This is a genomic window from Kitasatospora sp. NPDC057965, assembly GCF_042887135.1.
Taxonomy (GTDB): domain Bacteria; phylum Actinomycetota; class Actinomycetes; order Streptomycetales; family Streptomycetaceae; genus Kitasatospora.
This window is the reverse complement of sequence record NZ_JBHVPZ010000012.1, coordinates 184,274-198,707: the sequence shown is the minus strand read 5'-3', so window position 1 is coordinate 198,707 and position 14,434 is coordinate 184,274. Positions and strand designations below refer to the sequence as shown.

General features: G+C 75.2%; 10 protein-coding genes. 7 read left to right on the top strand and 3 right to left on the bottom strand.

The genetic code is table 11. The features are described from left to right. Positions 1-32 precede the first annotated feature (32 nt). The 4 genes from ACFVVU_RS18075 to sucD all read left to right on the top strand — a co-directional run bounded on the left by ACFVVU_RS18075 (position 33) and on the right by sucD (position 6,057). Entirely contained in the window at positions 33-2,372 is a 2,340-nt protein-coding gene (locus ACFVVU_RS18075) for a DUF5682 family protein (RefSeq protein WP_387790835.1), read from the top strand. A gap of 49 nt (positions 2,373-2,421) precedes the next feature. Continuing rightward, positions 2,422-3,627, top strand: coding sequence for a VWA domain-containing protein (locus tag ACFVVU_RS18070; protein WP_387790834.1), 1,206 nt, complete (start codon positions 2,422-2,424; stop codon positions 3,625-3,627). 353 nt (positions 3,628-3,980) lie between these two features. Beyond that, a complete protein-coding gene (sucC, locus tag ACFVVU_RS18065; RefSeq protein WP_387790832.1) occupies positions 3,981-5,153 on the top strand; it encodes an ADP-forming succinate--CoA ligase subunit beta in 1,173 nt (390 codons plus the stop codon). A 19-nt stretch (positions 5,154-5,172) separates the two neighbouring features. Beyond that, the gene (gene sucD / locus ACFVVU_RS18060) at positions 5,173-6,057 is read left to right on the top strand and encodes a succinate--CoA ligase subunit alpha (protein WP_355358528.1); all 885 of its coding nucleotides are present in this window, start codon (positions 5,173-5,175) and stop codon (positions 6,055-6,057) included. A 92-nt stretch (positions 6,058-6,149) separates the two neighbouring features. Here the strand turns inward: sucD and ACFVVU_RS18055 are convergent, their stop codons facing one another. Next, on the bottom strand, positions 6,150-8,255 hold the full coding sequence (locus ACFVVU_RS18055) for a LuxR C-terminal-related transcriptional regulator (protein ID WP_387790831.1): 2,106 nt from the start codon (positions 8,253-8,255) through the stop codon (positions 6,150-6,152). Positions 8,256-8,390: 135 nt separating this feature from the next. Between ACFVVU_RS18055 and ACFVVU_RS18050 the strand changes: the two genes are divergently transcribed. Beyond that, positions 8,391-9,899, top strand: coding sequence for a DUF6350 family protein (locus tag ACFVVU_RS18050; RefSeq protein WP_387790829.1), 1,509 nt, complete (start codon positions 8,391-8,393; stop codon positions 9,897-9,899). 6 nt (positions 9,900-9,905) lie between these two features. Here ACFVVU_RS18050 and ACFVVU_RS18045 read toward each other — a convergent pair whose 3' ends face one another. After that, a complete protein-coding gene (locus ACFVVU_RS18045; RefSeq protein ID WP_387790827.1) occupies positions 9,906-10,580 on the bottom strand; it encodes a hypothetical protein in 675 nt (224 codons plus the stop codon). Between the two features lie 390 nt (positions 10,581-10,970). Between ACFVVU_RS18045 and purN the strand changes: the two genes are divergently transcribed. Then, on the top strand, positions 10,971-11,630 hold the full coding sequence (gene purN, locus ACFVVU_RS18040) for a phosphoribosylglycinamide formyltransferase (RefSeq protein WP_380685413.1): 660 nt from the start codon (positions 10,971-10,973) through the stop codon (positions 11,628-11,630). Continuing rightward, positions 11,627-13,207, top strand: coding sequence for a bifunctional phosphoribosylaminoimidazolecarboxamide formyltransferase/IMP cyclohydrolase (purH, locus tag ACFVVU_RS18035; RefSeq protein WP_380685415.1), 1,581 nt, complete (start codon positions 11,627-11,629; stop codon positions 13,205-13,207). The genes purN and purH overlap by 4 nt, the downstream gene beginning before the upstream one ends. 80 nt (positions 13,208-13,287) lie before the next feature. On the opposite strand, the gene ACFVVU_RS18030 is transcribed toward purH, so the two are convergent. Continuing rightward, the gene (locus ACFVVU_RS18030) at positions 13,288-14,010 is read right to left on the bottom strand and encodes an RDD family protein (RefSeq protein WP_387790825.1); all 723 of its coding nucleotides are present in this window, start codon (positions 14,008-14,010) and stop codon (positions 13,288-13,290) included. Positions 14,011-14,434 lie beyond the last annotated feature (424 nt).

Genomic DNA, 14,434 nt, shown 5'->3' with positions numbered 1-14,434 from the left:
ACAAGCTCGCAACACTCGGGAGGGACGGCGCGATGAGCGCAGAGGTGACGCTGCTCGGCGTCCGGCACCACGGCCCCGGCTCGGCCCGCTCGGTGGCCGCCGCGCTGGAGCAGCTGCGACCGGACGCCGTCCTGGTGGAGGGCCCGCCGGAGGCGGACCCGATCCTCGCACTGGCCGCGGAGAAGGACATGGTGCCGCCGGTCGCCCTGCTGGCCCACGCGGCCGACGACCCGGCCCGCGCCGCGTTCTGGCCGTACGCCGAGTTCTCGCCGGAGTGGGTGGCGATCCGCTACGCCACCGGACTCGGCCTCCCGCTCCGCTTCATCGACCTGCCGGCCGGCTACGCCTTCGCCGACGCCGGGGAGGCGGAGGAGCCGGGCGGCGACGACGGCGACGAGGAGGACGCGGACCTGCCGCGCGACCCGATCGCCCGGCTCGCCGAGGCGGCCGGCCACGACGACCCGGAACGCTGGTGGGAGGACGTCGTCGAGCACCGCCGCCCCGGCGACGACGAGGACGCGCTCGCGCCCTTCGCGGCCGTCGCCGAGGCGATGACGGCACTGCGCGAGGACGGCGCCGCCGGCCGGCGCGACGAGCGGCGCGAGGCGTACATGCGCCAGCAGATCCGCGCCGCCCGCCGGGCCGGCCACCGGCGGATCGCCGTGGTCTGCGGCGCCTTCCACGTCCCCGCCCTGGCCGCCATGCCGACCGTCGCGCACGACCGCGCGCTGCTCGCCGAACTGCCCAGGAAGGTGCGCACCGAGATCACCTGGGTGCCCTGGACGCACCGCCGGCTCTCCCAGCTCACCGGCTACGGCGCCGGGATCGTCTCCCCGGGCTGGTACCACCACCTGCACCGCACGGACGGCGACCCGCTGCCCGGCTGGCTCACCCGGGCCGCCGACCTGCTGCGCGCCGAGGACCACCCGGTCTCCTCCGCGCACGTCATCGAGGCCGTCCGGCTCGCCCGCACCCTCGCCGTCATGCGCGGCCGCCCGCTGGCCGGACTCACCGAGACGCTGGACGCCGTCCGCGCGGTGATGTGCGACGGCTCGGACGTCGCCCTCGCGCTCGTCCAGGACCGGCTGGTGATCGGCGACGCGCTCGGCGAGGTGCCCGAGGCCGCGCCCGCCGTCCCGCTGCAGCGCGACCTCGCCCGGCTCCAGCGCGCCCTGCGGCTCAAGCCCGACCCCGCCCCGCGCGAGCTGGACCTCGACCTGCGCAAGGACACCGACGCGGCCCGCTCCCGACTGCTGCACCGGCTGCGCCTGCTCGGCGTCGACTGGGGCGTGCCGGTCCGCTCCTCGGTCGCCTCCACCGGCACCTTCCGGGAGAGCTGGCGGCTGTGCTGGCAGCCCGAGTTCGCCGTCCGGATCGCCGAGGCCGCCCAGTGGGGCACCACGGTCGAGCGGGCCGCCGTCGGCAAGGCGGTCGGCACCGCCCGGGCCGCCGTCGAACTCGCCGAGCTCACCGGGCTGGTGGAGACCTGCCTGGTGGCCGGGCTGGCCGAGGCACTGCCCGCCGTGATGCGGGTGCTCGCCGACTGCGCCGCCCTGGACACCGACGTCGCCCACCTGGCCGGCGCGCTGCCCGCCCTGGTGCGCGCGCTGCGCTACGGCGACGTCCGGGGCACCGACCACGGCGCCCTCGGCGAGGTCGCCGCGGGCCTCGCCGACCGGATCTGCGTCGGCCTGCCGCCCGCCTGCACCGGTCTGGACGCCGCCGGCGCCGCCGTGATGCGCGGTCACCTCGACGAGGTGCACGGCGCGATCGGCCTGCTGGACCAGGCGGACGGCCCCGCCGCCGGACTCGCCGACCGCTGGGCCGCCACCCTGCGGGCGCTCGCCCGGCGCGAGCCGTCCGGCGGCCCGGCCACCGGCGTGCCCGGCCTGCTGCGCGGGCGCGCCGTGCGGCTGCTGCTGGACGACGGCCGGCTCGACTCCGCGGAGGCCGGGCGGCGGCTCGGCCTGGTGCTGTCCGCCGCCAACAGCCCGGCGGACGCGGCCGGTTGGATCGAGGGGTTCCTGACCGGGGGCGGCGCGCTGCTGCTCCACGACCCCCGGTTGCTCGGCCTGCTCGACGGCTGGCTGACCGGCGTCCCGGCGGAGGTCTTCACTGATGTGCTGCCGCTGCTGCGGCGGACCTTCGCCACCCTGGAGGCCGGGGTCCGGCACACCGTCGGCGGCCGGGTGGCGGCCGGTCCGCTGGGCCCGGGGAACGCCGAACCCGCCGGGGAGGAGGCCGAGTTGGACCGGGTCCGGGCCGAGGCCGCGCTGCCCGTGGTGGCCCTGCTGCTCGGACTGCCGACCGGTGACGAGGAGCCCGGAGACCGCCCGCGGATCCCCCGGCAGGCCGAGGCCCGCGACACCTGACGGCCCCGCCGTCCCCCCAGACCGCCGACCACCCGCAGAGGAGCCCCCGATGGCAGTCACCACCCCCGCCACCGCGTCCGCCGCCGATCCCGGCGCCCCCGCCGACGAGCGGCTGCGCCGCTGGCGGCTGGTCCTCGGCGGTGAGGCGGACGGCACCGGCCGCACCCTGCACGGCCGGGACGCCGCGATGGACGGCGCGCTCGCCGCGCTCTACCGGGGGGCCGCCGAGGACGGCCGGGCCGGGCAGCCGCGCTCCGGGCGCCGCAGCGCCGGCCTCGGCGGCTCGGCCCCGCAGGTGGCCCGCTGGCTGGGCGACATCCGCAGCTACTTCCCGTCCACCGTGGTCCAGCTGATGCAGCAGGACGCCATCACCCGGCTCGGGCTGGAGCAGCTGCTGCTGGAGCCGGAGATGCTGGAGGCCGTCGAGCCGGACGTCCACCTGGTCGGCACCCTGCTCTCGCTCAAGCACGCGCTGCCCGAGACCACCCGGGAGAGCGCCCGCGCGGTCGTCGGCCGGGTGGTCGCCGACCTGGAGCGCCGGCTCGCCGACCGCACCCGGGCCACCCTGGGCGGCGCGCTGGACCGCAGCGCCCGGGTCAACCGCCCGCGCCACCGCGACATCGACTGGGACCGCACCATCCGGGCCAACCTGAAGAACTTCCTGCCCGAGCACGGCACGGTCGTCCCCGAGCGGCTGGTCGGCTACGCCCGCGCCCAGCGCGCGGTGAAGAAGGACGTCATCCTCTGCATCGACCAGTCCGGCTCGATGGCGCCGTCGGTGGTGCACTCGGCGGTGTTCGGCGCGGTGCTCGCCTCGATGAAGAGCCTGGACACCCGGCTGGTCGTCTTCGACACCTCGGTGGTCGACCTCACCGAGCAGCTCACCGATCCGGTCGACGTGCTCTTCGCGACCCAGCTCGGCGGCGGCACCGACATCAACCGGGCGCTCGCCTACTGCCAGTCCCGGATCACCCGGCCGGCCGAGACGATCGTCGTCCTGATCAGCGACCTCTACGAGGGCGGCATCCGTGACGAGATGCTCAAGCGGGTGGCCGCGATGAAGGCGGCCGGCGTGCAGTTCATCGCCCTGCTGGCGCTCTCCGACGAGGGCGCGCCCGCCTACGACCACGCGCACGCCGCCGCGCTGGCCGCGCTCGGCGCCCCGGCCTTCGCCTGCACCCCCGACGCCTTCCCGGAGATCATGGCGGCGGCGATCGAGAAGCGCCCGATCCCGGTGCCGGAGCAGGGGGCGTGAACGGATCCGCCGGCCCGGTCGTCAAGGTGCCGGCGCCGGGGTTCACTCGAACGGCGGAACCCGTGGCGGGTCCGACCTGGGCTGCCGGTCCGGGCGCCCGGCGTACGCCCCCTGGGCTTTCTGTGACGGTTCTCACCAAAGACGGGCAGGCCCCGGGCGAAACACGCCCGTCGTCCGGGGATAACCTGCCAGACGGACGTGACGCGCGTGTTGATTGACGTGTGCGCCCGTGGCTGTGTGGGCCGCAAGGCCGTACTTCTGCGTACCCGCACCGCCCCGACGACCCGCAGCGAAGATCCTGCCGTGGCACGCTCGTAGAGACACAATCCGCGACCACGAACAAGGACAAACACGTGGACCTGTTCGAGTACCAGGCGAGGGACCTCTTCGCCAAGCACGGGGTGCCCGTGCTTGACGGCGATGTCATCGAGACCGCCGCAGACGCTGCCGCCATCGCGGAGCGCTTCGGCGGCCGCGCCGTCGTCAAGGCTCAGGTGAAGGTGGGCGGCCGAGGCAAGGCCGGCGGCGTCAAGCTCGCCGCCGACCCGGCGGACGCCGTCGCCAAGGCCGAGCAGATCCTCGGCATGGACATCAAGGGCCACACCGTGCACAAGGTGATGCTGGCCCAGACCGCGGACATCAAGGACGAGTACTACGTCTCGTTCCTGCTGGACCGCACCAACCGCACCTTCCTGGCCATGGCCAGCGTCGAGGGCGGTGTGGAGATCGAGGTCGTCGCGGAGGAGAACCCCGACGCGCTCGCCAAGATCCCGGTCGACGCCAACGAGGGTGTGACCCCGGAGAAGGCCGCCGAGATCGTCGCCGCCGCGAAGTTCCCGGCCGAGGTCGCCGACCAGGTCGCCGAGGTCCTGCAGAAGCTGTGGACCGTCTTCATCAAGGAGGACGCCCTCCTCGTCGAGGTCAACCCGCTGATCAAGTCCGGTGAGGGCAAGATCATCGCGCTCGACGGCAAGGTCTCCCTGGACGAGAACGCCGAGTTCCGCCAGCCGGAGCACGAGGCCCTTGAGGACAAGGCCGCCGCCAACCCGCTGGAGGCCGCCGCCAAGGCCAAGGGCCTCAACTACGTCAAGCTCGACGGCGAGGTCGGCATCATCGGCAACGGCGCGGGTCTCGTCATGAGCACCCTCGACGTGGTCGCGTACGCCGGTGAGAAGCACGGCAACGTCAAGCCCGCCAACTTCCTCGACATCGGTGGCGGCGCCTCCGCCGAGGTCATGGCGAACGGCCTGGAGATCATCCTCGGCGACACCGACGTCAAGTCGGTCTTCGTCAACGTCTTCGGCGGCATCACCGCGTGCGACGCGGTCGCCAACGGCATCGTGCAGGCGCTCGCCCTGCTGGCGGAGAAGGGCGAGGCGGTCACCAAGCCGCTGGTCGTCCGCCTCGACGGCAACAACGCCGAGCTGGGTCGTCAGATCCTGACCGACGCCAACCACCCGCTCGTCGAGCAGGTGGACACCATGGACGGTGCGGCCGACCGCGCCGCCGAGCTGGCCAACAAGTAAGGAAGGGGACTTTCACACCATGGCTATCTTCCTTACCAAGGACAGCAAGGTCATCGTCCAGGGCATGACCGGCTCCGAGGGCATGAAGCACACTCGCCGCATGCTCGCCTCCGGCACCCAGATCGTCGGCGGTGTCAACCCGCGCAAGGCCGGCACCACCGTGGACGTCGACGGCACCGAGGTGCCCGTCTTCGGCACCGTCGCCGAGGCCATCGAGAAGACCGGTGCCGATGTCACCGTCATCTTCGTCCCGCCGGCGCACACCAAGAGCGCCGTCGTCGAGGCCATCGACGCCGAGATCGGCCTGGCCGTCGTCATCACCGAGGGCGTCCCGGTGCACGACACCGCCGCCTTCTGGGCCCACGCCGGCGCCAAGGGCAACAAGACCCGGATCATCGGCCCGAACTGCCCCGGCCTGATCAGCCCCGGACAGTCGAACGCCGGCATCATCCCGGCCGACATCACCAAGGCCGGCAAGATCGGCCTGGTCTCGAAGTCCGGCACCCTGACCTACCAGCTCATGTACGAGCTGCGGGACATCGGCTTCACCTCGGCCGTGGGCATCGGCGGTGACCCGGTCATCGGCACCACCCACATCGACGCCCTCAAGGCGTTCCAGGAGGACCCGGAGACCGAGCTCATCGTCATGATCGGTGAGATCGGCGGCGACGCCGAGGAGCGGGCCGCGGCCTTCATCAAGGAGAACGTGACCAAGCCGGTCGTCGGCTACGTCGCGGGCTTCACCGCCCCCGAGGGCAAGACCATGGGCCACGCCGGCGCCATCGTCTCCGGCTCCTCGGGCACCGCGCAGGCCAAGAAGGAGGCCCTTGAGGCCGCCGGTGTCAAGGTCGGCAAGACGCCGTCCGAGACCGCCCGCCTGGCCCGTGAGCTGTTCAAGGGCTGACGCCCACCGCTCGCAGCACGGCGCCCCCGCCCGGACCTCCGGGCGGGGGCGCCGTGCTGTTCGCCGCCCCGGCTGTTGCGCTGCTGCGCTGTTCAGCGGACCGGTGCGCACTGGTGCAGCGCCCAGGGGGCGCAGCCGCGCGGAGGTTCGGCGGCCACCGCGCCCGGCGGAGGCAGCGCCTCGGCGGCCCGCCCGCCCGCCGGTGGCCGGTACGGCCCGTCCTCACGGGGCGGCGGAGGATCCAGTACGACCGGCTCCAGCCCCGGCGTCGGCGAGCACCAGAGGCTCTGGATCCCCGACGGCGGCCCGTCCGGCAGCAGCGGCAGCGGTGCGTCCGGATCGCTCGCCGAGGTCGGGAACGCCGCGCAGAGCGAGGGCGGCGGCGGATCCGGCAGCCGGAACAGCTCGCCCGGCCCGCCACCCGCCAGCGTCGCCAGCACCGCACCGCCGACCGCCGCCGTCAGCAGCGCCGCCGCCCCCGTCCGGCCTGCGTTCGCCAGCCCGTGCCGGGCCCGCAGCAGCGGCACCGGCGGCCGGGGCGGCTCCGGCGCCCCGCGCACCGCCGCCCGGTGCATCAGCTCGCACAGCCGGTCGGCGAACCCGTCCGCCGCCGGATCCGGCCCGACCAGCTCCGGCACCCAGTGCGCCAGCGCCACCCGCGCCGCCCACACCCGCGCCTCGGCGGCCGTCACCGTCGACTCCACCTCCACCGCCACCGCGGCGGCCGGCATCCCCAGGCCGTCGTGCAGCACCAGCGCCCGGCGCTGCGGACGCGACAGCCGTCGGAGCGCCTTGAGCAGCGCGCGGTCCCGGTCGGTCAGCCGGTCGTGGTCCGGCAGCACCGCCTGGGCCTCGTCCGCCGGACGCACCTTGATCCGCCGGTGCGGCAGCCGCCACGCGTGGGCACGGCGCGGGCCACCCCGGTGCCAGGGCGACAGCGCCGACTCGAACGCCCGCGCCCGCACCCACGCCTCCGGCTCGCCCCCCGCGACCACCTCCGCCCACCTCCGCCGCGCCTCGTCGAACGCCCGCCCCACACAGCGCACGGCCCGGTACTTGCAGGCGGTGAGCAGGAACACCTGCTGCACCAAGCGCGTGTGCGCCCCCGCATACACCTCCTCGAACCCCACCGCCCCCACCCACTCGGCACGCCCCCCGGCCCCCTCCATCGCCGCCGCCCGGCTGCCGTCCTGCCCGGCGTCCGCCGCCCAGCCGCCGCCGGCCTCGACCGCTCGGCCCCCCGCTGTCGGCGGACCGGCGCTCCTCGCGGGCTGTCCTTCTCCTGCCGGCGGGGCATCGACGTCGGCTGCGACAGCCTGCTCCGCCGCCGACCGGCCGGCGTTGCGCCCGGCCCGCGCGGCCGCTCGGCCGGCGCGTACGCCCTGCGGGCGGTTCGTGTCGGTGGCGTCCGCCACTGGGTGCGGGGCGCGCGTGTCGAGCGGGGCTGCCGCTTCGGCGCGCGTGGGGCGCTGCTGCCTGTCGGCCGGGGACGCATCGACGTGGTCGGTGGGGGTCTGCCCGTCGCCGCCTTGGAGGGGCGGCGGGGTTTCCGTGATGTTCCGTGTGTGGTTGGTGCGCTGCCTCTCGGCCGGGGGTGTCTCGGCAGGGGTCTGCTGGCTGTCGGCCTGGAGGGTCGACGCGGCCTCCGTGGTGTTCCGCCTGTGCTCGCCGCTGTCGGCCGGGGCACCCTGCCCCGACCCGCCGCCGGGCGAGTCGGGCCGTGGCGGCCGGTCGTCGGCCCGGTGGGGTGCGGGGGGTGTCGCCGGGGTGGTCCTGGTGCGGTCGGGCTTCGGGCCGCGTCGTGGTTTTCCGCCGGCGGGCTTCGGGCGGCGGTTGGGCGCGGAGGTGGGGGTGGCGTCCGGGGTGGGGAGCAGGGCGGCGAGTGCGGTGATCTCCTCCTGGGTGCGGGTGCCGAGTTTGCGCAGGGCCCGGTGCTGGTAGCTGCGGGCGGTGGTGGGGGTGACGCCGAGGGCGACGGCGGTCTCGGCGAGGTCCCGGCCGGCCGCGAGGTGGGCGAAGGCCTGCGCCTCACGTGCCGTCAGCCGGCGCAGCAGCCCGGCGGCCTCGTCCTTCCCGGCTTCGTTCCCGGAGGTCGGCGCGGTCGGTGCGGCCTTGGCGCGGCGCCCCTTCCCGTTGCGGCGCTGCGTCGCGGGCGCGGGCTGGTTGCCGGGGTGCTCGGCGGTCGGGGGCCTGGTCATCAGACACTCCGGGCCGGGTCGGTCGCGGTGGCGAGCAGGCATGGTCTGAAAATGCGCATAAGCCAATAATCTGGGACACCCCGGCCGTTTGCCGCTTCACGGAGCATGGCGAGTCGCCTTGGCACGATGTGGCCCATGACGCAGCTGACGGGTCGTCCGATTCTGGGAGCGCCGGGCGAACTGGGGGCCAGGCCCGTCCTGTCCGCCCTGCTGGCCGGGGTCCGGACGGCCCTGATCGGGCTCTGCGCGGTCACCGTCCCGGTGCTCGGGCTCTGGGTGGTGACGCCGTACGCCGACGGGGGTGCGGACGGGACCTTGCGGCTGGTGGCGGCGGTGTGGCTGCTCGGGCACGGGGCGCCGGTGCTGCGCGGGGCGGCGGAGGCGCCGTTGTCGGTGACCCCGCTGCTGCTCGGTCTGCTGGCGGTGGGCCAGTTGGTCCGGGTGGCGGGCCGGGTGACGGCGCGGGGTGCGGGGCGACCGGGGCGCGGCGGCGCTTCGGCGGTCTGGGCGGGGTACACCGCGGTGGCGTGCGGGGTGGTGGCGCAGTGTGCGGGCGAGGGGGAGTTCCGGGCCAGGGTGCTGCCGGACCTCGTGGTGGTCGCGCTGGTGGCCGGGGCGGCGGTGGCGGTCGGCGCCCGGCCGCGCGGGGTGGTTCCGCTGGTGACGGGGGTGCTGGAGCGGTGGTTGGCGCGGTTGCCGGAGACGGTCCGGCCGACGGGCGGGGCGGTGGCGGTCCGGGCGGCCGCGCTGGCGGCGGGGGGAGGGCTGCTGGCGGCGGGCGGGCTGGTGGTGGCGGGGGCGGCGGTGGCGGCGCTGCTGGGTGCGGTGTCCACGAGCGGTTCGTCGGAGGTGCTCGCGGGCGGGCCGGCGGCGGTGGCGGGGGTGCTGCTGGTGAGCCTGGTGCTGCTGCCGAACGCGGTGCTGTGGGGCGCGGCGTACGCGCTCGGGCCGGGGTTCGCGGCGGGGGAGGGGACGGTGGTGTCGCCGGTGCGGACGGTGCTGGGGCCGGTGCCGGACTTCCCGTTGTTCGCGCTGTTCCCGGAGCCGGGGGCGGGCGGCTGGCGGCTGGTGGTGTGCGTGCTGCCGGCGCTGGCGGGCGTGGCGCCGGGGCTGTTGCTGGGCCGGGCGGCGGCCGTCGGCGGCGGCCGAACCGGCGGGCGGGCCCAGGCCCGGATCGACGCCAGGATCGCGGGCCGGCCCGGCGGCCGGCCCGGGGCGCGCGGCCCGTGGTCGGTTCCGGCGACCGCGGTGGCGGCGCTGGTGGCCGGGCTGCTGGTCGGGTCGGCGGCGGCGGGGCTCGGAGGGCTCTCGGGCGGGGCGCTGGCGGCGGGCCGGATGGCCTGGCTGGGGCCGGTGCCGTGGTGGACGGGCCTGGCCGCGGCGGCCTGGGTGGCGACGGTGGCCGCCCCGACCGCCGTGCTGGCCCGCGCCCGGGTGCTGCGCGCGGCCGGCGGGCGTGCGCCGCTCCTCCCTGGAGCGCTCACCGTGGCCGCACGCCGGAGCGCACTCCTCCTTCGCGCCCGCGTGCACGCCACGGTCACCCGTCTGTCGGATATCCGGAGCAGCGACCCCGACCCCCGCGTGTCCGACGCCGACGCCGACACGGGCGCGGCCGATCCGGGCGCGGCCGACCCGGCCCCGTGACCGGACCTACTCGCGCTGCTTGGTGATGTCCACGTACCACTGCGGCGCGAGCCGCTCGCAGCCGTCGGCGGCGCTGGCGGTCAGGGAGTCCCGCACGCAGGTGACGTAGTCGTTGTAGCGCAGGGCCAGGCCGAGGACGGAGGAGACGAAGACCACCGTCACGGCACCGGTGAGGATGCCCGCCAGGGCGGCCGGGGTGAGCGGGTTCGGGGCGACGGGCCCGGCGGCGGTCACCGCGCCACCGGTCGGGGCACCGGTCGGGGCACCGGCCGAGGAGTCGGCGGGAGCCGGCTTGGGGGTGCGCATCGCGGAGACGCCCCAGGCGATGGCGAGCGCGCCGAGGAACAGGGCGACGTAGTGGAGCGTGGCGAACGCGCAGACCAGCGCGCCCATGCCGGCCAGCGCGGCGTTGCGGGCCTTGCGCTGGGCGGGGTCGCTCGGGTCGAGCCGGGGCGGCTGCGGCGCGGGCGGGCGGGGGTGCCAGCCGCCGCCCTGGTAGCCGGGGCTCCACGGGTGCGGCGGGGGGACGAGCGGGCGCTCGTCCGGATCGCCGTCCTGGCCCTCGGGGCGCTCGGAGCCCTCGGCGGAGTGGGGAGCGCGTGGCCGCCACGGCTGGTCGGGGGCATCCGCCGGCGGCGGCGCGAAGGGGTTGCGCTCGCCGGTGTCGTCACCGCTGCTCATGGTTCAGCCATTCCTTCTCGGTCGGTGGGGCGGGTGCCCGCGCCACCCTATGATCCCGCAGGCCCCGGTGGGGGCTCCGGTCGCGTCCCGGATAACCGGTCGCGGGTGTCGCACCGCGGCCCGGTCGGGGTCCGGCGGGGACGGTGGGGACGGTGGGGACGACCCGGCGAGATCCCCGTCTCAGCTACGCGCGTAGCCCTCGACGGTGTTTCGGGGGCCGTCCGACCAGCCGTTATGGTGGTGACGGTCAGCAGCTCCCACGGGTTCCCCGGGCGCCCGCGTCGCGGCGGGTTCTCCAGGAGTTCCCCCTCGCTCGACCTGCCGTTCGTAGTGGCCCCACCGCCGGTGGAAGTACCAGCGCACGGCGCCCGACCTACGGAGAATCGCGCAGTGGCCGCCGCCCCCGCTCAGCTCTTCCCGCCCCGCACGCCCGGACCGGCCCGCCTGGTGGTGCTGGTCTCCGGCTCCGGCACCAACCTCCAGGCACTGCTCGACGCCGCCGCCGACCCCGCGTACGGCGTGGAGATCCTGGCCGTCGGCGCGGACCGCGACGGCATCGCCGGCCTGGAGCGCGCCGAGCGCGCCGGTGTGCCGGTGTTCGTGCACCGGGTGAAGGACCACCCGGACCGGGCGGAGTGGGACCGCGCGCTGACCGCCTCCGTGGCCGGGTACCGGCCGGACCTGGTCGTCACGGCCGGCTTCATGAAGATCCTCGGCCCCGAGTTCATCGCGGCCTTCGCCGGACGGATCGTCAACACCCACCCCGCGCTGCTGCCCTCCTTCCCCGGCGCCCACGGCGTCACCGACGCGCTGGCGTACGGGGTGCGGGTCACCGGCTGCACCGTCCACCTCGTCGACGCCGGCGTCGACACCGGGCCGATCATCGCGCAGGGCGTCGTGGAGGTCCTCGACGCCGATCACGCCGATGGCGGCGAGGCGCTGCACGAGCGCATCAAGACAGTCGAGCGCAAGCTGCTCGTCGACGTCGTGGGCCGGCTGGCCCGCGAGGGTCACCGCATCGAGGACCGAAAGGTATGGATTCCGGCATGAGCGCCGCCCCCACCACCACTCCCGTCTCCGAGAACGTCCGGCCGATCCGGCGCGCCCTGATCAGCGTGTACGACAAGACCGGTCTGGAGGAGCTGGCCCAGGGCCTGCACGCCGCCGGGGTCGCGATCGTCTCCACCGGTTCCACCGCCGGCCGGATCGCCGCCGCGGGCGTCCCGGTGACCGAGGTCTCCGAGCTGACCGGCTTCCCCGAGTGCCTGGACGGGCGCGTCAAGACGCTGCACCCCCGCGTGCACGCCGGCGTGCTCGCCGACCTGCGCCTGGAGTCGCACCGCGCGCAGCTGGCCGAGCTGGGCGTCGAGCCCTTCGACCTGGTCGTGGTGAACCTCTACCCGTTCAAGGCCACCGTCGCCTCCGGCGCCACCCCGGACGAGTGCGTCGAGCAGATCGACATCGGCGGCCCGAGCATGGTCCGCGCCGCTGCCAAGAACCACCCCTCGGTGGCCGTCGTGGTCGACCCGGCCCGCTACCAGGACGTGCTCGCCGCCGCCCAGGCCGGCGGCTTCGACCTGCTGACCCGCAAGCGGCTCGCCGCCCAGGCCTTCGCGCACACCGCCGCCTACGACGTCGCGGTGGCCAACTGGTTCGAGGAGTCCGGCTACACCGAGACCGAGGACGCCTTCCCGGCCTTCCTCGGCTCCGCCTTCGAGCGCCAGAACGTGCTGCGCTACGGCGAGAACCCGCACCAGGGCGCCGCGCTGTACACCGACGGCAGTGGCGGCCTGGCCGGCGCGCGGCAGCTGCACGGCAAGGAGATGTCGTACAACAACTACGTCGACACCGATGCCGCCCGCCGCGCCGCCTACGACCACGCCGGCCCGGCCGTCGCGATCATCAAGCACGCCAACCCGTGCGGCATCGCGACCGGCGCCGACGTCGCCGAGGCGCACCGCAAGGCGCACGAGTGCGACCCGGTCTCCGCGTACGGCGGCGTGATCGCCGTCAACCGCCCGGTCACCGTGGCGCTGGCGGAGCAGATCGCCCCGATCTTCACCGAGGTCGTGGTGGCCCCCGGTTACGAGGACGGCGCCGTCGAGGTGCTGGCCCGCAAGAAGAACCTGCGGGTGCTGCTCGCCCCCGAGGCGCCGGCCAACCGCCAGGAGGTGCGCCCGATCTCCGGCGGCGTGCTGCTCCAGGACGCCGACCGGGTGCACGCCGAGGGCGACGACCCGGCGACCTGGACGCTGGCGACCGGTGAGGCGCTGTCCGAGGCCGAGCTGGCCGAGCTGGCCTTCGCCTGGCGGGCCTGCCGGGCCGTCAAGTCCAACGCGATCCTGCTGGCCAAGGACGGTGCCTCGGTGGGCGTCGGCATGGGCCAGGTCAACCGGGTCGACTCCTGCAAGCTCGCGGTCGAGCGGGCCGGCGAGCGGGCCAAGGGCGCGTACGCGGCCTCCGACGCCTTCTTCCCGTTCGCCGACGGCCCGGCGATCCTGATCGCCGCCGGGGTCCGGGCGATCGTCCAGCCGGGCGGCTCGATCCGCGACGAAGAGGTGATCGCGGCCGCCGCCGAGGCCGGGGTGACCATGTACTTCACCGGCACCCGTCACTTCTTCCACTGATCGACCGACGGAACGCCGGAACGACCGAGCGGCCCGGCTCCCTCCACCGAGGGGGCCGGGCCGCTCCGTCGTGCGCGGTGTTACTTCTTGATCACCAGGGTGCCGGCGGCACGGTCGTGCCAGCCCTGCAGCTTCCCGGAGTTGTCGAAGAACGGCGACAGGTAGACCAGCACCGCGCCGATGTAGCAGAGGAACCCGCCGACGACCGGGATGATGAAGCGGATGAAGCCGCCGCCCAGGCCCGGGGTCCGGCCGGTGTTCTCCTTGACCACGCGCAGGCCCATGGCCATCTTGCCGAGGGTGGCGCCGACGAAGGAGACCATCAGCCACTCGTAGAGCAGGTTGAACAGCGACAGCACGACGATCATGATCAGCATGGTGCCGACGAGGCCGGCCGCGGCGTCGTTCTGCTGCTGGATGCAGTCGTCGTAGCTGACGGTCCCGTAGGAGTACGTGCTGCAGTCCTCGGTGTCCTTGACGATGCCGAGCGAGCCGGCCAGGCCGAGCGCCATGACCAGGGCGATGACCGCGCCGACCGCCAGGAAGTCGATCAGCCGGGCCACGAAGCGCTGGCCCATGGAGGCTATCTTCACCGTGCCGAGCTGGGCGATGTTGATGTAGCCGTTGTTCGCCTGGATGGTGCCCGGCATCGGCTGGTACCCGTACGCCTGCTGCTGCGGGTAGCCGTACCCGGCGGCCGGCGGGGCCTGCTGCGGGTAGCCGTACCCGGGCTGCGGCTGCGGGGGCTGCTGCGGCTGCTGGGGCTGGTTGTACGGGTTGTTGGGGTCGGGCGGATAGCTCATCGATGCCTCCGGGCAGATGGGGACAAGTGGGGACGGGACAGCGGAGGACCCGGAACGGACCGGCGGGTCGGGTGGCCGGTCGGACGGGACGTTAGCGGAGCGCACTGACACCGGGGGCGTGCGGGACCGGGCGTGCGCTCCCGCTCAGGGCCGTGGGAAGCGGGCGAACGGGAGCCTGGACGGCCTGCCGGTGAGGGGCGTGCCGCGGCGGCGGTCGGTCGTCGGCGCGGTGCGGTCTGGTCGGCTCACTTCGTTCTTCCCCCGGGTACGCCCCCGCCGGGTCTGTCCGTCGGCCCGTCACCGGGCCGGATGCGGCGGGGAATGCCCGCATATCGTCGACCGGGCGGCCGGGCCCTGTCCAGCCGGGCTCGCGTGTGGGGCCGGACTGTGGCGCAACCGCAATACGACCCGAACGTTCCGTACC